This is a genomic window from Paenibacillus sp. ACRRX, assembly GCF_022346885.1.
Classification (GTDB): domain Bacteria; phylum Bacillota; class Bacilli; order Paenibacillales; family Paenibacillaceae; genus Paenibacillus_B.
Genome location: NZ_JAKRNK010000002.1, coordinates 751,592 through 770,081, shown reverse-complemented (window position 1 = coordinate 770,081; position 18,490 = coordinate 751,592). Strand labels below are relative to the sequence as shown.

The window sequence follows — 18,490 nt, the reverse complement described above, 5'->3', positions numbered from 1 at the left end:
CCTCTTTGTAGAGTGGGGATCTTGTCCAATCAACGGATATGCACATATACCTTATGTTTACGTATCGAAAAAGGTCTTTAGACCTGTGACTGCTAGAGGAGGTACAACTTTATGACGGATGAGAACTTGCCATATAAGAATCCTGTAAAAAATTCTTGGTCTGCTTGGAAATGGTTTGTTGCCGGATTATTACTTATTTATTTTTTGGTGTTTATGCCGACTCCCTATGTAATATATGAGCCAGGCAGTGCAGAAGCAGTTAAACCGATGGTAGAGGTAGCAGCGGGGGACAATGTGGAACGGGGTACCTTTATGTTGACTACTGTTAGGCGTACATATGCCAATATGGCATTGCTGGCTTGGAGTTCACTGGACAAGACCACTCAGATCGCAAAGAAAGAGGATGCGCTTCAGGGACGTTCGGAGGCAGAATATTCAACAGCACTTACCTTTATGATGAGCGGGTCGCAGAGCAATGCAGTACTTGCTGCTTATAACAAAGTAGGAGTGCCTTATCAGATTGTTAAGCATGGAATTTTTGTGATATACAACGATCCGAAGATTGCACACAATGAGTTTGTGACCAACGATCGCATTGATACGATTGAAGGAGTAAAGACAAACGGGTATGAGGATATACAGAAGGCGCTTCACAATCGTAAAGCAGGAGAAACTTTAACGGTAAAGGTGGAACGCGAAGGTAAATTGATCGATGTGAAAGCAACGCTTGCCGCGTTTGTATCTTCACAGAGTCCTGATAAGAAGATAATCGGATTTGGTATTCAGTACGGGGAGAAAAAGGAAATTGTACCCGCTGACAGTGGAAAAAAAATAGTATTTAAAGACAGTGATATCGGTGGACCTTCTGCGGGGCTGATGTTTACGTTAGAGCTGATTAACCGTTTGACGCCAGGAGATTTGACACATGGCCATAAAATAGCAGGTACAGGTGAGATCACGCCTGATGGTCAGGTGGGTATTATCGGAGGCATTCAGCATAAAGTGGTTGCTGCGGACCGTGAGGGTGCTGTGATGTTCCTTGCGCCTGAGGGTAACTATGCAGAAGCTAAAGCGAAGGTGGACACGATGGACACCAAGATGAAGCTGGTGTCCGTGCGCACGCTGGATGATGCATTGCGTGCGCTGGACGAGCTTGACGCTGCGGGCAAATAAGCCGATTCACACGGCTTGTCCGCCAGTGTCTTGTTAAGGTGTGCGCCGTGGCGGCTCATAAAAGTCACGCCGCGCCGCGCGCCCATTCCATTGCGGGCTTGCGGCTGCATATACCGCAGTGGCCTGTGCATCGGCGGCGAGTCCGCAGGGGCCGCCAAGACCGCTGTTCTCTCTAGTCATCTGATGGATGACAGGAAGGGCAGCGGTCTTCTTCATGCGCTTCAAGAGTGCTTGTCCCCGTGCATTGAAGCCGAGCACTCGAATGTATGCAGGTCCTGATGCCAATGCTGGCGGGCCGAATGCTTCCTTCGTATGACCAAGCAGAATGTGCGTCAGCATGCGCTGCAGTTTCGTTCTGGTGTAACGTTTTGTCTTGAGCGCTTGCAGCAGCAATTCGACAGATGGAGCCTCCAGAGTGGACAATGTTTGCAGTAAACGATATTCGAGTCCCTCCGTTACTTCCAATATGTTCGTCAATTGTTCACGGGAATCGATGGACAGCTTATAGAATAACAAATGTGCGAATTGCTCCCAATTCATGGGCAGTCTTTCGCGTGATCTCTCATCTTGCAGGATACGTACAGTGGAGGTGGGAACGTATCCTGAGATAGGTGTGTTCTGCTTAGTGGCGCTGATCAAAGGAGCGTCTGTACTACCAAATAAGAGACGCCGAATAGCAGTAGCGCTCGCGATGGGGCTGTCGTTAACCTCCACATCGTGATACCCCGCTTCTTGCCTTGTAATCGTATATGCCTCGATACTACTGCCTAATCGCTGCAGCGCCATCATATAATGCAAGCCTAACGAATTGTTAGGCTTATCTAGCCAACCTTCAGCGGAAGCAGCCAAGGTAAAATCATCATCTTTATGAACCGCTTGTAGATGGGATACAAAATTGGACTTATGTGCCTGTCCCTCAGAAGTTATATGGGCTGCTTGTTGGCTGTCTTGAGCGGCATAAGCATAAGCGGATGGGTAACTGAACCCTTTTTTTAGGGCGGCTTGCAGCCGCTGCGTGAACACGGTTGTTTCACAAGTCAATTGACGTGCTGCTTCACTTATCGCAGCAATATTTCCGATCTCGCTGCCAAAGCAGAGCGCATCGACGACTCCTGTCGCGTGCAGTGTGGCAACTGCGCCGTGAGCAAACCATTCTGCAGGCTGCACGGCATAAGCAACAGGCAATTCCAACACAAGATCCACGCCTTGCGCAAGCGCCATATCTGCGCGAGCCCACTTATCGAGCAGCGCGGGCTCGCCTCGCTGCAGAAAATGACCGCTCATTACAGCTATTGATGCGTCTGCTCCGGCTACGATCTTGGATTGTTGGAGATGATATACATGTCCGTTGTGCATCGGATTATATTCGACAATGATGCCGACTGTACGCATACTAACACCCCCTTTAGATGAACAGATTCCTTCTTATTCCACATCATTAGACATAAGGAGGCTATTGTTTTTTTGATGAAACTATCATATCATGAAGCAATCGCTTCCGCACAAATAGGCGGCTGCTATGGTCCTTACAAACTGTCAAACGAATTTGGTTGACAAAGCATGAGAATAATCGCTATAATTAATTTTGTTTGTTTGGAGTGATAACATGAACTTTTCTTTTCGGGATACCATTAAAGGTCATAAAGTGCATATCCACGACACATTCCGTGCTGATGAAGTCATCAAGGGACGTAGCGATATTCGCCATATTGAACCGGTTGACGTCGACTTAACAGCTGTATCGGAAAGCGACGACAGAATTGGTGTTAGCGGCCAGTTGAAGGCAAATTTGGGCATTGTATGCTCACGTTGCTTGACACCGCATACCGAGACGGTTGTCATTCCGTTTCACGAGCAATTTAAGCTGACGGACTCTACTGATCTTCCAACAGATGACGAGGATGACGTCATTACATTGACGGATGATCGCGTTGATCTGACACCATATGTGGAGGAAGCGGTGTTCGTTCATTTGCCGTATGCGCCTCTATGCAGAGAGGACTGTCAGGGTTTGTGCCCTACTTGCGGTTCGAACCGCAATGACAATCCTTGCGGTTGCTCGAATGAACGAATTGATCCGAGACTTGCAGGGTTGAAAGATTTCTTTAAGAAATAACAACCAACAAAGTTGTAGTACGTAATTTTGGTAAGGAGGTGGGAACATGGCAGTACCTCAAAGAAGAACGTCCAAAACACGCCGCGACAAGCGTCGTACTCATTTTAAATTAGAGGTTCCAGGTATGGTCAAGTGCGAACAATGTGGTGAGTTGAAGTTGGCGCATCACGTATGTAAAGTTTGCGGAACATACAAAGCAAGAGAGATTATCAAACAATAATCTCATACTTATGGAGCGCGCTGCTGTAAGGCTGCACACACTCCAGTACGGGGAAAGTAGTATCTCATTTTGGATGAGGTACTACTTTTTTTGTTTTTAGGACACGCGTTTATCTATATGGGATACGTGCTGGTTACTAGAAGGAGTAATACTCGATTTTTAGGGGAAATAGCTGATTTTTGGCGCAGAACAAAAACTGGCGCTTTTCATCGGGCTGATTTTTATATATACTGGTTTAGTACCAGGTTCTAAGATGTGCCGTTAACGCTGTGAGAAGTAGCAGCTTTATTGGCTTACGTTACATAGCATACGATTACAAAGTATAACTTAACCAATATAGAGCCTTGGAGCGAGGTAAAGGTGGTGCGGGACATCGAACGGTTACCGAAACGACAACGGCAGCAGCAGCTTGTTCATATAATTGAGGATAATCCATTTATTACGGATCAGGAATTGACCCGCATGCTTCGAGTCAGTATACAGACGATTCGACTTGATCGCATGGAGCTTGGTATCCCTGAATTGAGGGAACGTCTCAAGTTGATGGCAGAACGCACTTACGATCAAGTACGATCCTTGCCTTTACATGAGGTAATTGGAGACATTATTGACTTGCAGCTTGATAAGAGCGGTATTTCCATCTTTGAAATAAGCGAAGAACATGTGTTTTCCCGTACGCAAATTGCAAGGGGACATCATCTGTTTGCACAGGCAAATTCCTTGGCTGTGGCGGTTATTAATGATGAAATTGCTCTGACTGCGTCAGCTGATATACGATTTGTGCGCTCAGTGAAGTTGGGAGAGAAATGTATTGCTAAGGCATATGTACGCTCCATTTCGGGCGAGCGCAGCAAGGCCAAAGTGGAAGTGTTTAGTTATGTGGGGGAAGAACTTGTTTTCCAGGGGCACTTTATCATTTTTCGCTCGACAACAGAGATAGCCAGCGTCGAAGGAGGATACAGTCATGAAGATCGTCATTGATGCAATGGGTGGAGACAACGCCCCGCAAAGTAATGTGGAGGGCGCGTGTGAAGCTGCGCGTAACTGGAAAGATATTGAGATTGTCCTTGTCGGTGATGAGGCGCAGATTAAGCCGTTTATGAAGCAAGCGCCAGCCAACATAACTGTCGTGCATACAGAAGAACGGATTGAGCCGGATGATGAGCCGGTTAAGGCGGTGCGTCGCAAGAAAGGCGCTTCTATGGTTATGGCAGGCCGAATGGTAAGAGAGGGCGAAGCCGATTGTATGATATCGGCCGGCAATACGGGCGCACTGATGACGACGGGGCTGCTCGTTGTAGGTCGTATGGATGGTGTGGAGCGTCCCGCCTTGGCGCCGATGATTCCAACGATGGATGGTAGAGGAGTATTGGCGCTTGACCTCGGGGCCAACATGGATGCCAAGCCAGAGCATCTGTTGCAATATGCGCTGATGGGCAGTATATACCGTGAGAAGGTGCACGGTATTGAACGACCTCGGATTGGATTGCTTAACGTCGGTACGGAAGCAAAAAAAGGTAATGATTTGACCAAAGAAGTTTATCCGCTGCTGGAAAAGGCACCCGTACACTTTGTTGGAAATGTAGAAGCAAGAGATGTACTGGAAAGCAACTGTGATGTGCTGGTATGTGACGGATTTGTTGGTAATATTATGTTGAAGTCGTTTGAAGGAACGGCTGGCTCCTTGTTTGGCGTATTAAAGCGCGAGTTTACGCGCAATTGGATGACCAAGCTCGCAGCGGCTGTGCTGATGCCTGCCTTGAAACGACTAAAGAAGACGATGGATTACAAAGAACATGGTGGTGCGCCGCTATTAGGATTGAACGGACTTGTGATCAAGGCCCATGGCTCATCAGACAGCAGGGCTATGCTGAATGCAATCCGACAAGCACGTACAGCCTTGCAGCATGATCTGATTCGGACGATCTCTGCTGAGATTAACGGGAATACTAGCGGGAAGTGAGTGATAGACAGTGAACATGCGATCAGTTGGGATCATTGGAACAGGGAAGTATGTGCCTGAGCGTATCTTAACAAATGAAGACCTGGCACAATTAGTAGATACAAACGATGAGTGGATTGTCAGTCGAACAGGAATGAAGGAGAGACGTATTGCTGCAGAGCATGAGGCAACATCGGATTTAGCTTACAAGGCTGCGGTGCGGGCTCTTGAATCATCAGGGATAACGGCTGAACAGTTGGACTTGATTGTTGTATGTACAGTTACGCCTGATATGGCTTTTCCGTCAACGGCGTGTCTTGTCCAAGAGAAGCTAGGTGCTAAGAAAGCTGCTGCATTTGATCTATCGGCTGCTTGCGCAGGATTTATATACGGATTAGCTACTGCCTCTAATTTTGTCAAAACGGGTATCTATAATTATACATTAGTTATTGGTGCAGAATGCTTGTCCCGCATTACAGATTACACGGATCGTAATACATGTGTACTGTTTGGTGACGGTGCAGGTGCAGCGGTACTCGGTCCTGTAGCAGAAGGGCGAGGATTCCAATCCTTTGAGCTTGGCGCAGATGGCACGGGGCAGGAACTATTAAAAATCGAAGGTGGCGGATCACGTCTTCCTGCTTCCGTAGAGTCACTTGAAGACAAGCGTCATTATATTTATATGAATGGACGTGAAGTGTTTAAGTTTGCTGTGCGCATCATGGGCAGTGCTGCTGAGGAAGCACTGGCTAAGGCCGGTAAAACCAAAGAGGATATCGACTTGTTCATTCCACATCAAGCCAATATGCGTATCATTCAATCGGCTATCGAACGACTGAATGTGCCAGTGGAAAAGTGTGTGATTAATTTGCCGCGCTATGCAAACACTTCGGCGGCTTCGATCCCGATCGCTTTGGCAGAGGCTGCTGAGGAAGGGCGCTTATCAGAAGGTGATATCGTTGTGTTGGTCGGCTTTGGTGGCGGACTGACGTGGGGCTCTTCTGTTATTACATGGTAGCTGGAATCAACGGAGTCAGGTTGTTAAGCGCATCATCGAGATATCGTCAAGTTAGAAGGAGTGGACATGTTGGGTAAAGTAGCATTTGTGTTTCCCGGTCAAGGCGCACAAGCTGTGGGCATGGGATATGACGTTTATGAGAACGTTGCTGCGTCGCGGCAAGTATTTGACATTGCTAACCGGGTTCTTGAATACTCGCTATCCGATCTGATCTTTAATGGTCCGGAAGATCTGCTTAAGCAAACGGCTCATACGCAGCCTGCACTGCTTACGACAAGTTATGCATTGTATAAAGCATTCGAAGAGAAGGGCGTTCGACCGGATTTCGTTGCAGGTCATAGCCTGGGCGAATACAGCGCGCTTGTTGCCGCAGGTGTCATGAAATTCGAGGAAGCAGTAGCGGTTGTTCGCAAGCGTGGACAGTTCATGGAAGAGGCGGTTCCAAATGGGGAAGGCGCGATGGCAGCTGTGCTTGGCGCAGATCGTGTGAATCTGGGTGCGTTGTGCGATGACATTACCGCTTATACAGGTCCTGTTGAGATGGCAAATGTCAATTGTCCGGGGCAGATTGTGGTCTCTGGTTCTACTGCGGGTGTACAAGCCATCGTGGAACGCGGCAAGGAAATCGGTGCAAAGCGTGTTATTCCGCTTGAAGTTAGCGGCCCGTTTCATTCAACTTTGATGAAGCCCGCAGCTGAGCGTTTGGAAGCGGCCCTGAGTGAACTTGACCTTCGCGACACGGACATACAGGTAGTCGCCAACGTATCCGCACGCCCGGAGCAATCAGCTGAACGTATCCGCGAATTGCTTGTAGAGCAGGTATGTTCCCCAGTGCTCTGGGAGGATAGCGTGCAGTATATGATTGAGCAAGGTGTAGACACTTTTATCGAGATTGGATCAGGTACGGTGTTGGCAGGGCTGATTAAGAAAATCAATCGTTCTGTTAAAGTCGTGTCGATTAATAGCTTGGAAGCTATTCAAGCTTATGAAGGGTAGATGAAATAACCTACGAGGACTCTGTTTGAGCTTCTGGTTATGAAGCTTTTGCGACGTTATTTAATAGCTGCATTATAACTAAAACATGCGGGCATACCCCGCTGCGGCGTATGCCCGTAAATGGGTCAAGGAGGGTAAAGGATGTCCAATGTGGAAGGTAAAGTGGCACTTGTCACCGGCGCATCCCGTGGAATCGGACGCGCAATCGCCATATCGCTGGCGGCTGCTGGAGCCGATGTTGTGGTGAACTATGCTGGCAGCACTGCCGCTGCATCCGAAACTGTCGCGTCGATTGAAGCGATGGGACGCCGCGCCATTGCGGTGCAAGCGAATGTTGGGAAGGCTGAAGAGGCAGAGCAACTGGTGAAGACGACGTTGGAGCAATTTGGACGCGTTGACATTCTTGTGAATAATGCCGGCATTACAAGAGATAATTTAATTATGCGGATGAAAGAGGAAGAATTTGATCAAGTCATTGAAACAAATCTAAAAGGCGTATTTAATTGCCTAAAGGCTGTTACAAGACCAATGATGAAGCAGCGCTCGGGCCGCATTATTAACATCTCTTCCGTAGTCGGAGTGCTCGGAAATGCAGGACAAGCCAACTACGTAGCAGCCAAAGCAGGAGTCATCGGCCTAACGAAGGCTTCGGCACGTGAACTGGCTTCGCGCGGTATTACCGTGAATTGTGTAGCCCCTGGCTTCATTGAAACGGAAATGACCGATGTGCTGTCAGAAGACATGAAGGCACAACTGTTGGCGGGCATTCCACTTGCTCGACTCGGACAACCTGAGGACATCGCCAAAGCCGTGTTGTTCCTTGCATCCGAAGATGCACAGTACATGACTGGCCAGACACTTCATGTTGATGGCGGTATGTATATGTAAGGCTTACCAGTCTATGTTTCATAGACTTTGAGCATTTTTTGTTAGTTGTGCTGTATGGCAATTTAAAAGGTTTTCTCGTATAATACCAAAGAGGAGGTGAACCGGATGTCTGCTGAAGTATTTGAGCGTGTTAAGCGTATCGTCATTGAGCGTCTTGGCGTTGACGAGGCTGAAGTTACTCTCGAAGCATCTTTTAAGGATGATCTTGGCGCTGATTCCCTCGATGTGGTGGAATTGGTAATGGAATTAGAAGATGAGTTTGATATGGAAATCTCTGATGAAGATGCAGAGAAGATTACATCAGTTGGTGAAGTAGTCAACTACATACAATCTCATACGTAAGATTGTTGAAAATGAGTCCCGTTCGTACGTAACGTAACGGGACTTCTCCTCATTAATGGAATGGAATAAGTAGTCATGGTAAGAGGTGTGAATGATACCATGCGTTGAAATATATTCGGGAACTGAAATAGGCTGAGGTGATTTCGATTGAAGCAAAACAGGGTTGTAGTGACCGGTATGGGTGTTGTAACTGCCCTCGGTTCGGACCTTGCCACGTTTTGGAGTAATCTGGTAGAAGGCAAGTCGGGAATATCCTTAATCGAGGCATTTGACGTGTCGGATTATCCGACCAAGATTGCAGCGTCCGTCAAGGACTTTAATCCGGAAGCATACATGGATAAGAAGGAAGCGCGTCGTATGGACCGCTTCGTTCAGTTCGCTGTTGCAGCCAGTGTTATGGCGCTGGAAGACGCAAAGCTGAACGTAAGAGAGCAGACAGACCCAGAACGCGTCGGCGTAATCGTCGGTTCGGGCATCGGTGGTTTAGGGACATGGGAAGATCAGCATACGGCCTTGATGGAGAAAGGCCCCAAGCGTGTGAGCCCGTTCTTTATTCCAATGATGATTGCCAACATGGCTTCGGGACAAGTGTCCATGACAGTTGGAGCTAAAGGGCCTAACACGGCGGCAGTATCCGCTTGTGCGACAGGCACGCATTCTATTGGCGATGCCTTTAAGATCATCCAACGCGGCGATGCTGACGTTATGATATGCGGTGGGGCCGAAGCAACGATTCGTCCGCTTGGTATGGCAGGCTTCTGCTCAATGCGTGCGATGTCGACGCGCAACGAGGAGCCAGAACGTGCCAGCCGCCCGTTCGACACAGGACGAGACGGCTTTATCATGGGCGAAGGTTCCGGCGTACTTGTCATTGAGTCGCTCGAACATGCGGTAGCACGCGGGGCCCATATTTATGCTGAGATCATTGGCTACGGTATGAGCGCCGATGCGCATCACATGACAGAACCAGATCCGACAGGACCAGCACATTGCATGAGACGCGCGCTCAAGGACGCAGGCTTAAATCCGGAGGACATTGACTATATCAATGCTCACGGTACATCGACTCCGGTTGGTGATAAGTCGGAGACGACTGCAATTAAGAACACGTTTGGCGATTATGCTTACAACGTTGCGATCAGTTCCACGAAGTCCATGACAGGACATCTGCTCGGCGCAGCCGGCGGCGTGGAGGCGGTAATATGTGGTCTTGTTTTGGAGAAGGGCTGTATACCTCCTACGATTAACCTTGAGAATCCGGACCCATTGTGTGATCTGGATTATGTACCAAATGTTGCGCGTCAAGCTGATGTCAACGTAGCGATGTCAAACTCGTTCGGTTTTGGCGGGCACAATGCAACGCTAGTATTAAAGAAATACGAAGCATAAGGGGTCAGGCAGTTGAGTGCAGATATGAAGCAATTACAACAGAAACTGAACATTTCATTTCGGAATCGGCAGCTGTTGAAAATGGCATTCACTCATGCATCCTACGTGAACGAACACCGCTTCGGACACCACCAAGATAATGAGCGTTTGGAATTCCTTGGTGATGCCGTGTTGGAGTTAACGGTCTCCGAGTTCTTGTTTGACCAATGCCCAACACGGCCTGAAGGTGAGCTAACGAAGATGCGTGCATCTATCGTATGCGAACCTTCACTCGTCAAATTTGCGAACCATCTCGAATTTGGACAGTACGTTTTGCTAGGCAAAGGCGAAGAGCTGACAGGGGGCCGGACACGGCCAGCTCTGTTGGCTGATGTGTTTGAGTCGTTTATTGGCGCGCTGTATTTGGATCAAGGACTTGATCCTGTCCGTGATTTCTTGCGGCGCTTCGTCTTTCCACACATTTCGCTCGATGGTAAGCTGCAGACGAATGATTATAAGACGCAGCTCCAGGAGCTAACGCAGCATCACAATTTAGGCGTGCTGGAATATCGCATTGTCGAGGAGCGTGGACCGGCGCATGAGCGCGAGTTCGTATCCGAGGTGTATATGGGAGAACAATGTTTGGGTCGCGGAGCAGGCCGCTCCAAGAAGGAAGCGGAGCAGCAAGCAGCAGCACAAGCTCTTGAACATGTAGTCATACCGAAATCATAACGTACTGAGGGCCGGCGCGATTGCCGCCGGCTCGTTTCGCAGAAAGAGCAAAGAACAGCGTGCGAGACGGGGCAGAAGCCATACCGTTAGTGGCTGGTTTTTGCTCTTTCTTTTCCGAATGGGAGAACTTGGCGAGGATATGGGCGCATAATCGCAGTCGGATAAGCGATTCGAGTACAAGAGAGACGTTGAGGTGAGTAAAGAAAGATGTTCTTAAAGCGGTTGGAACTGGCAGGCTTCAAGTCGTTCGCAGATCGAACCGAATTGGAGTTTGTGCAAGGGATTACAGGTGTCGTAGGTCCGAACGGCAGTGGTAAAAGTAACATATCGGACTCCATCCGCTGGGTACTTGGCGAGCAGAGCGCAAAGTCGCTGCGTGGAGGCAAGATGGAAGATATTATTTTTGCTGGCAGCGACGCACGCAAGGCAGTCAACTACGGGGAAGTGTCTTTGACGCTGGACAACAGCGATGAGGCGCTGCCGCTTGATTATAACGAAGTGACCGTCACACGTCGCGTTCATCGCAGTGGAGACAGTGAGTATTTTATTAACAAGCAGTCGTGTCGGCTGCGTGATATTACCGAGCTATTTATGGATACAGGTATCGGGAAAGAAGCCTATTCAATAATTGGGCAAGGGCGTATAGAGGAAATATTGAGCACCCGATCGGAAGATCGGCGCGGCATATTTGAAGAAGCGTCAGGAATTGTGAAGTACAAGTCGAGGAAAAAGGATGCTACAAGAAAGCTCGATGAGACGGAACAGAATCTGCTGCGGATCCATGACCTTGTGACAGAATTGGAAGATCAAATCGGGCCACTTCGAGAGCAATCGGAGAAGGCGCGCCATTTTAAGCAGCTTCGAGAATGGTTAAAAACAAAAGAAATTGCTGTATACGTACACCAGATCGAGCAGCTTCACCACAATTGGCAGGAAGCAAATGACAAGCTGGCTCGCTTGAAAGAAAGAGAGCTGTCGCTTTCTACGGTTGTGAGCGAGCATGATGCCAAACTAGAGGTCCACCGGATTGAACTTCGCAAGCTGGAAGAAGAATTGGAGAAGCATCAGGCCACGCTGCTTCATTACAGCGAAGAATACGAGAAATGCGAAGGACAGGGAGAAGTACTGCGCGAGCGTAAGCGTAACCTGGTTGCGAATGAGCAGCAGCTGAAGCAGTCCATCGCGTTGACCTCTGAACGGATGCAGGCTAAACAGATTGAGCTGCAGACTGTGCGAGACAAGCTGCGTGCTGTAGAGATTGAAATTCAAGAAGTCAACCACCTCATACAAGCGGAGCAGGAGCGGTTAGTCGGTGTTGCTGGTGGGGCTAGCTCTGATGCTGAGGAGTCGCTTAAAGGGCAATTGCTGGAGATTATGAACCAGATGGCCCAGCAGCGCAATGACATTCGGTATTATGACCAGCAGAAAGAAGCGCTTCAGAAGCGGCTTGATAAGATGTCTGCGGGGCGCAACAAGCGTGAAACCGAACAGAAAGAACTGCATAAGAAAATGGATGATACCAGACGTCGCATGGAATCGATGGCGAATGATCTGGTATATATACGCAATCGTTACATGCAGGAGAGCGAGCAACTGAAACAGGACGAACTTCTGCTCGAAGAAGGGCAACTTGCGGCTCGTAAGTGGCAGCAGAAGTATGATTCGATTCTATCACGTCGCGATACGATGCAGGAGCTTCAGGATGATCTAGACGGCTTTATGCTCGGCGTGCGCGAAGTGCTGAAAGCTGCCCGACGTCCGAATGGCTTAGCAGGTGTTCATGGTGCAGTAGCAGAGCTTATCAGAGTTCCGGAGCAATTGGAAACGGCGATGGAGACTGCTTTGGGAGCGGCGCTGCAGCATGTTGTGATGGAAAATGAATCTGTGTCCCGACAAGCCATTTCTTTTTTGAAGCAGCGTCAGCTTGGACGAGCAACATTTCTTCCATTAGACGTTATTCGTGCGCGCTCCATGCATGATTCGGATCGTCGGGTTGTTGACGGCATGGAAGGCTTTGTTGGTATTGCCGCCGATCTGGTAGAGACACAAAGCGCATATGCGCAAGTGGTTGGCAGCTTGCTTGGCAATGTTGTCATTTCCAAAACACTTGAAGATGCGAACCGGATTGCAGCAAAGCTTAATTACCGTTATCGTGTTGTCACCTTGGAAGGTGACGTCGTCAATGCCGGTGGCTCAATGACCGGGGGAAGTTTGAATAAGAAATCTGCAAATTTGCTTGGCCGCCAACGCCAACTGGAACAGCTTGGCAAGGAAATTACGGAAACAGAAGCTCAGCTCAAGAAGCTGACAGATTCAATAGCAGAGCTAAAGCAGCGCACAACTACTGGTGTGAAGCGGTTGGATGACTTGCGTGAGCAAGGAGAAGCCAAACGAATTAGCGAACAGCATCTGGCAAGTGAGCTTCAGCAAATAGAAAAAGAAGATCGACAGCTGCATATACAAGTAGAAGCGGAGCAACAGGAGCTTGCCCTTGCAAGTGACGAGATGAAAACGTTGGAGGCGGGACGTCACACAGCAGAACAGCGTTTGGCTGAGCTGAAGGTAGACGAAGACCGCATGCATGTGATGATTCAAACAGCAGAGTCGGCAAGACGAGCTAGTGAATCCGAAAAGGAAGAATTACAATCCCAATTGACTGATTTGAAGGTCCGCCAAGGTAAATTGGATCAAGAGCTATTCTCGTTAAGTGAGCAATCGCAGCGAGCTGAACAGGAATCTAAGACTTACGAGCGGGAATATTCTCATCAAACACAGTCGTTAATTCAGGTTCAGATTGATTTGGAGACTGTTGAACGTGAGACAATGAAACAGACGGAAGACTTGAATCATTTCGGTGTGAAAAAGCAGGAAGCTACTACTAGCATCGAATTCAAACGCGCAGATCGGGCGGTATCCGTACAAAAGCTGGATCTTGCGGAAAGTGAAACTCGTGAGCAGCGTACGGAATTAAAGCAGGTAGAAGAAGCGATGCGGCACACGGAGATTCAGGCGAATCGCCTGGATGTTGAGTTGGACAACTTACTGCGCAAGTTAAGCGAAGAATATGAGATGAGCTATGAACTGGCGAAGCATCGTTATCCGATGCCTGAGGACATACAAGCTGCACAGTTGGAAGTTAAGGATTTAAAGCGGCAAATCTCTCAGCTTGGCGAAGTCAATCTTGGCGCGATTGAAGAATATGAGCGTGTGAATGAACGCTATCAGTTTTTGAGTGAGCAGAAAAACGATCTAATCGAAGCCAAAACAACTCTTTATCAAGTCATTAAAGAAATGGATGACGAAATGTCCAAACGATTCAAACATACTTTTGACGCGATTCGCAAGCAATTTGTCGTCGTATTCTCGAAGTTGTTTGGTGGAGGACGAGCTGATTTGGTTCTGATTGAGCCAGACCGCATATTGGATACAGGCATTGATATTGTAGCCCAACCACCGGGCAAAAAGCTGCAAAATCTACAACTGCTATCTGGCGGAGAACGTGCACTGACAGCTATGGCGCTGTTGTTTGCCATTTTGCATGTGAAGCCTGTTCCGTTCTGTGTATTGGACGAAGTAGAAGCGGCGTTGGATGAAGCTAACGTTACACGATTTGCGCAATATTTACGTGAGTTTTCGGAGCAAACCCAGTTTATTGTGGTGACTCACCGCAAAGGTACGATGGAAGAAGCCGACGTTTTGTACGGTGTCACGATGGAAGAAGGCGGCGTATCGAAGCTCGTATCTGTGAGACTGGAAGATGAAGAAGCAATCATTGCATAGAGCGGAGGAAGACAATGAGCTTTTTTAAGAAGCTAAAAGACAGTATAGCGGCAAAAACAGAAGCAGTGACATCGATCTTTAAAGATGGTCTGGAAAAAACCCGCAAAGGATTTGTTGAAAAGGTTACAGATCTGATCACGCGACGTAAAAAAATTGATGAAGAATTTTATGAAGAATTAGAAGAAATTCTAATTGGTGCGGATGTCGGCGTTACGACTGTTATGAATTTGATTGATGATTTGCGTGCTGAAGTGAAGAAACGCAAGATAGAGGAAGCAAAGGATTTGCAACCGATTCTATCTGAGAAGCTAATTGAGCTGCTGCGTGGTGATGAAGCCAACGATTTGCGAATGAACCCTGACGGATTAACCATTATTCTATTTGTGGGTGTTAACGGAGTAGGGAAGACAACTACAATCGGCAAGCTTGCACACCGCTTTAAACAGCAAGGCAAAAGTGTACTCTTGGCAGCCGGGGATACATTCCGTGCGGGAGCGATCGAGCAGTTGGAAGTGTGGGGACAACGAGTTGGTGTGGATGTTGTGAAGCATCAATCTGGTTCAGACCCTGCAGCGGTCATGTATGATGCGGTACAGGCTGCTAAACAGCGAAATGTTGACGTACTGCTCTGTGATACAGCAGGTCGTTTGCAAAATAAGTCCAATCTGATGGAAGAGCTGAACAAAATATTCCGTGTTATTCAACGTGAAGTTCCTGACGCGCCGCATGAGGTACTGATGGTACTGGACGCAACGACTGGGCAAAATGCGCTATCACAAGCTAAGCTGTTCGGAGAGAAGAGTGGAGTTACAGGTTTAGTATTAACTAAACTTGATGGTACGGCCAAAGGTGGTATTGTTATTGCGATTCGCCAGGAGCTTAACTTGCCAGTGAAGTTTGTCGGTCTAGGCGAGAAGATGGATGATTTGCAGCGGTTTGATTCGGAACAATTTGTGCATGCCTTATTTGCAGGCTTGATTCAAGAGCAGGAACAGAAAGAACAGTCTGAAGAACAATAGGCTGCATAGAACAGGACTGTCTAACCTACGGTTGGACGGTCCCTTTTTATTTGTAGTGTTCAGTAGATAGGGGACTCGGTTTATTTAAAACATTGGGATACGCAAGGGGCGTCCTTTAGTTTAGTTCTTTTGCATGACTAAAGAGACGACCCTTCATAGGATGAATTCTGATAAAGTCAATGATGATGTGCTATACTCCATCTCGTCTACTGTACGGAATGCATAGACACTTTATTACTCTATGTAAACAGTGAAGGGTCCACATAAGCAGATTTTGTATGACGACGTAACCAAATACCAATTATGGAGGAGACAAAGAACATTAGACCACCTGTCAAATATACAGCTCTCGCTCCAAAAGTGTCGGCAATCAAACCGCAGAACACGATCGATAAACCAAACAGGATAGTGGATAAAGATTGTTGGGCCGCAAAAAGTATCGGCTGTTCCTCCAACGGAATGATGCGCTGAATATAGGTACGCTGAGCCACATCACGCAGCTGATAGCATGGACCCATAATAAGAACCAACAACAGGGCAACGTAGGGAGTGCTGTTCCAAGCATAGAACAATACCAGCAAACTGAAGCTGAACGAACCGATGATGATAGATCGTACCAGGTGATGCTCTACCTTATTTGCTAACTTGACAATTAATAATCCCCCAAGTAGAGTCCCTGCATAATAGGCTGCATTAATATACCCCCACCAAGCCTCTGTCTGGCCAAGAACTTGTTGGACAAACACAAGTGTAACCGCACCAATCCATATACCGCTGGCTATGCCTTCGATGATATCCATAATGGTGATCATCCTGACATGGGGCAGCGTAAAGAGAATGCTCCAACCAGACCTTAAAGAAGTCTTAGAAGTTGTCGATCCGTGACTTTCCTGCAGACGTACACAGAACAAAATTAAGCTGCTTAGTCCTAATAGAAGAGCACTTAGCTGGAGCACGGGAATTTCTCCAAGAGTATGTATAATGATCCCTCCAACGGTCCAGCCAAATAAGGATATCATTTGCGTGCCGGTTGAGACTAGGCTGTTGGATTTCACCCACTGATCTTGCCGTACAACTCGTGGAAATATAGCAGATGAAGCGGCAGATGCAGCACCTTCCGAATATCCGATACATGCTGCACAGACAAGAGCCGTCACAATAAGAAGGTTATTCGAGAAGTTGTTCTGAAAGGGCAGCAGAGCAAAGGTAAACAAGATACCAAGCATGAACTGTAACAGTTGAAAACGGTGGGCGACTATGTGCAAGGGGTACTTTTGATACCAAAAAGGTAACGATAAACCACTTAATAACACAGCTATGGAGCGTACAAAAGTAACGGCACCAGCCATCAAAGCGGACTCTGTTGCTCCGTATATAATGGCTATCCATGTCATTAACCAGAGCGAGCTTGCTAAACTGGACAGTGAACGGCTTGTCCAAAGCATGTAAAACAATCGATTCATCCTTGTCACGATCCCTTATCACTTAGTAAATAAAAATGTTTCATAAGTGTATAATCGTCTTCCATCATTTGTCTATACGGAGCTGCGCTGCAATTATCCAATTGCAATGCAACTGCATATATTGTTAATCCAAAAGGGAATAGGCAGGTGCGGAGGGGGATGATGCAATGACAAGTAATCGAGCACAGCGGGAAGAATGGGCAAATACTTGGACACATGGATGGGGGCTTATCCTAAGTATCATTGCAAGCACTGCACTCTTTATTAAAGTGGGATGGAGCGGGACGGCGAGTCAGCTATTAGGTGTAGTTGCTTATACATTATCATTAATGTTAATGTTTACAACTTCATCACTTATGCACCGATTGCCAGAGGGGGCGAAAAAAGAACGATACATTATGTACGATCATATGGCCATCTACATATGTATCGCAGGTACGTATACTCCATTTTTACTGTTAAAAATAGGTACTTTTGCAAGTGCTGTACTTCTAATAGGTATATGGATTCTTACCATTGCGGGTGTGGTGTGGAAAAGATATTATACCGGTAGATTTATATTATTATCTACACTTATATATCTAGTAATGGGCTGGTCTGTTGTACTGATCTGGGATAATTTAGCTGATGCCTTGTCGATTGAAGGTGTTGGATGGCTCTTGAGCGGCGGAATAGCTTATACAATCGGTATCATATTCTTTCTATGGCGGGGATTGGTCTATCATCATGCGATCTGGCACGTTATGATCATTATTGGCGCAGCTTGTCACTATATATGTATGTGGAGGTATGTATTCACATGAAGCAATGCCCAAATACCCCTGGTATCATCTCATCCATGAAAGGGGTATTGTAGTGGGGTTATTAGCCTGTGTGTTGTTCGCTGTCACTTGACCATTCGTTGTTAGTTCCATAATACTGCCGCAGTTCTTTCACATAGTGGCTCTGTTTTCTGGTGTCAAAGCCGTTAAATAACTGGTGCTGTTCAAGCACACAATCCCCGTTCAAGTGCGCAATGGTACGGTCGACGGTCTGAATAAGTGTCTGTAGACGTTCTGCTTTCTTTAATAGCAGTTCCCGGTGGTGGTTTAATGCTTCTAACTGATCGAATGAATCTTGAATGATCAGTTCTTGAATCGTTGACAGCGGCATATCTAGTTCACGAAAAAAAAGGATGTGTTGTAGCTGAACGAGCTGGGCTTGCTCATAATAGCGATAGCCGTTATCCCCATAGTAAGCGGGGTTCAACAATCCAATCTGATCATAGTAACGAAGTGTGCGGATACTTACGCCAGATAGTTCAGATACCTCTTGAACGGTGTAGGCCATGGGTCATCTCCTTTCGTGATACTAGCATAAAGGATGACGTAACGAGAGAGTCAAGTATTATTTCATCAATTGTTTATTGTCCATCCTTATTTATGTCTGTGATT

Annotated in this window: 17 protein-coding genes; 14 read left to right on the top strand and 3 right to left on the bottom strand. The window is 47.3% G+C overall.

What is annotated here, in order from left to right; all coding sequences use genetic code 11:
• The first annotated feature begins 111 nt into the window (after positions 1–111).
• Positions 112–1,173 (top strand): YlbL family protein, encoded by a 1,062-nt coding sequence (locus MH117_RS08940; RefSeq protein ID WP_239328308.1) that lies wholly within the window; start codon positions 112–114, stop codon positions 1,171–1,173.
• A gap of 33 nt (positions 1,174–1,206) precedes the next feature.
• Here the strand turns inward: MH117_RS08940 and MH117_RS08935 are convergent, their stop codons facing one another.
• Positions 1,207–2,565 carry a nucleotidyltransferase gene (locus MH117_RS08935; protein ID WP_239328307.1) on the bottom strand — a complete coding sequence of 453 codons (1,359 nt, stop codon included), beginning with the start codon at positions 2,563–2,565 and terminating at the stop codon, positions 1,207–1,209.
• A gap of 214 nt (positions 2,566–2,779) precedes the next feature.
• On the opposite strand from MH117_RS08935, the gene MH117_RS08930 reads away from it, so the two are divergent.
• From MH117_RS08930 to ftsY, 12 genes are all read left to right on the top strand, one after another.
• Entirely contained in the window at positions 2,780–3,289 is a 510-nt protein-coding gene (locus MH117_RS08930; RefSeq protein ID WP_239328306.1) for a YceD family protein, read from the top strand.
• Positions 3,290–3,335: 46 nt separating this feature from the next.
• The gene (rpmF, locus tag MH117_RS08925; RefSeq protein WP_028545111.1) at positions 3,336–3,509 is read left to right on the top strand and encodes a 50S ribosomal protein L32; all 174 of its coding nucleotides are present in this window, start codon (positions 3,336–3,338) and stop codon (positions 3,507–3,509) included.
• 360 nt (positions 3,510–3,869) lie between these two features.
• Positions 3,870–4,490 carry a transcription factor FapR gene (gene fapR, locus MH117_RS08920; RefSeq protein WP_239328305.1) on the top strand — a complete coding sequence of 207 codons (621 nt, stop codon included), beginning with the start codon at positions 3,870–3,872 and terminating at the stop codon, positions 4,488–4,490.
• Complete coding sequence (plsX, locus tag MH117_RS08915; RefSeq protein ID WP_239328304.1) at positions 4,474–5,472, top strand: phosphate acyltransferase PlsX; 999 nt, start codon at positions 4,474–4,476, stop codon at positions 5,470–5,472. Before fapR ends, plsX begins: the two co-directional genes overlap by 17 nt.
• A 16-nt stretch (positions 5,473–5,488) precedes the next feature.
• Entirely contained in the window at positions 5,489–6,469 is a 981-nt protein-coding gene (locus MH117_RS08910) for a beta-ketoacyl-ACP synthase III (protein ID WP_239328699.1), read from the top strand.
• Positions 6,470–6,538: 69 nt separating this feature from the next.
• Positions 6,539–7,465, top strand: coding sequence for an ACP S-malonyltransferase (gene fabD, locus MH117_RS08905; protein WP_239328698.1), 927 nt, complete (start codon positions 6,539–6,541; stop codon positions 7,463–7,465).
• Between the two features lie 141 nt (positions 7,466–7,606).
• Positions 7,607–8,353: a 3-oxoacyl-[acyl-carrier-protein] reductase gene (gene fabG, locus MH117_RS08900; protein WP_239328303.1), complete on the top strand. Its 747-nt coding sequence runs from the start codon at positions 7,607–7,609 to the stop codon at positions 8,351–8,353.
• A 105-nt stretch (positions 8,354–8,458) separates the two neighbouring features.
• Complete coding sequence (gene acpP / locus MH117_RS08895) at positions 8,459–8,695, top strand: acyl carrier protein (RefSeq protein ID WP_028545117.1); 237 nt, start codon at positions 8,459–8,461, stop codon at positions 8,693–8,695.
• Between the two features lie 147 nt (positions 8,696–8,842).
• Positions 8,843–10,084 carry a beta-ketoacyl-ACP synthase II gene (gene fabF / locus MH117_RS08890; protein WP_239328302.1) on the top strand — a complete coding sequence of 414 codons (1,242 nt, stop codon included), beginning with the start codon at positions 8,843–8,845 and terminating at the stop codon, positions 10,082–10,084.
• A gap of 12 nt (positions 10,085–10,096) precedes the next feature.
• Positions 10,097–10,795 carry a ribonuclease III gene (gene rnc, locus MH117_RS08885; RefSeq protein WP_028545119.1) on the top strand — a complete coding sequence of 233 codons (699 nt, stop codon included), beginning with the start codon at positions 10,097–10,099 and terminating at the stop codon, positions 10,793–10,795.
• Between the two features lie 207 nt (positions 10,796–11,002).
• On the top strand, positions 11,003–14,575 hold the full coding sequence (smc, locus tag MH117_RS08880) for a chromosome segregation protein SMC (RefSeq protein ID WP_239328301.1): 3,573 nt from the start codon (positions 11,003–11,005) through the stop codon (positions 14,573–14,575).
• Positions 14,576–14,589: 14 nt separating this feature from the next.
• The gene (ftsY, locus tag MH117_RS08875) at positions 14,590–15,594 is read left to right on the top strand and encodes a signal recognition particle-docking protein FtsY (protein ID WP_239328300.1); all 1,005 of its coding nucleotides are present in this window, start codon (positions 14,590–14,592) and stop codon (positions 15,592–15,594) included.
• A gap of 239 nt (positions 15,595–15,833) precedes the next feature.
• Here the strand turns inward: ftsY and MH117_RS08870 are convergent, their stop codons facing one another.
• Positions 15,834–17,057 carry an MFS transporter gene (locus MH117_RS08870; protein ID WP_239328299.1) on the bottom strand — a complete coding sequence of 408 codons (1,224 nt, stop codon included), beginning with the start codon at positions 17,055–17,057 and terminating at the stop codon, positions 15,834–15,836.
• A gap of 167 nt (positions 17,058–17,224) precedes the next feature.
• Here MH117_RS08870 and trhA point away from each other — a divergent pair, with 167 nt between their 5' ends.
• The gene (trhA, locus tag MH117_RS08865; RefSeq protein ID WP_239328298.1) at positions 17,225–17,860 is read left to right on the top strand and encodes a PAQR family membrane homeostasis protein TrhA; all 636 of its coding nucleotides are present in this window, start codon (positions 17,225–17,227) and stop codon (positions 17,858–17,860) included.
• A gap of 61 nt (positions 17,861–17,921) precedes the next feature.
• Here trhA and MH117_RS08860 read toward each other — a convergent pair whose 3' ends face one another.
• Positions 17,922–18,386: a MerR family transcriptional regulator gene (locus MH117_RS08860; protein WP_239328297.1), complete on the bottom strand. Its 465-nt coding sequence runs from the start codon at positions 18,384–18,386 to the stop codon at positions 17,922–17,924.
• Positions 18,387–18,490 lie beyond the last annotated feature (104 nt).

Coding starts and splice junctions, on each gene's coding strand:
- MH117_RS08940 (WP_239328308.1), top strand. CDS start 112: ATGACGGATGAGAACTTGCCATATAAGAATCCTGTAAAAAATTCTTGG.
- ftsY (WP_239328300.1), top strand. CDS start 14,590: ATGAGCTTTTTTAAGAAGCTAAAAGACAGTATAGCGGCAAAAACAGAA.
- fabG (WP_239328303.1), top strand. CDS start 7,607: ATGTCCAATGTGGAAGGTAAAGTGGCACTTGTCACCGGCGCATCCCGT.
- acpP (WP_028545117.1), top strand. CDS start 8,459: ATGTCTGCTGAAGTATTTGAGCGTGTTAAGCGTATCGTCATTGAGCGT.
- MH117_RS08860 (WP_239328297.1), bottom strand. CDS start 18,386: ATGGCCTACACCGTTCAAGAGGTATCTGAACTATCTGGCGTAAGTATC.
- plsX (WP_239328304.1), top strand. CDS start 4,474: ATGAAGATCGTCATTGATGCAATGGGTGGAGACAACGCCCCGCAAAGT.
- MH117_RS08930 (WP_239328306.1), top strand. CDS start 2,780: ATGAACTTTTCTTTTCGGGATACCATTAAAGGTCATAAAGTGCATATC.
- MH117_RS08870 (WP_239328299.1), bottom strand. CDS start 17,057: ATGAATCGATTGTTTTACATGCTTTGGACAAGCCGTTCACTGTCCAGT.
- trhA (WP_239328298.1), top strand. CDS start 17,225: ATGACAAGTAATCGAGCACAGCGGGAAGAATGGGCAAATACTTGGACA.
- smc (WP_239328301.1), top strand. CDS start 11,003: ATGTTCTTAAAGCGGTTGGAACTGGCAGGCTTCAAGTCGTTCGCAGAT.
- MH117_RS08935 (WP_239328307.1), bottom strand. CDS start 2,565: ATGCGTACAGTCGGCATCATTGTCGAATATAATCCGATGCACAACGGA.
- rpmF (WP_028545111.1), top strand. CDS start 3,336: ATGGCAGTACCTCAAAGAAGAACGTCCAAAACACGCCGCGACAAGCGT.
- MH117_RS08910 (WP_239328699.1), top strand. CDS start 5,489: ATGCGATCAGTTGGGATCATTGGAACAGGGAAGTATGTGCCTGAGCGT.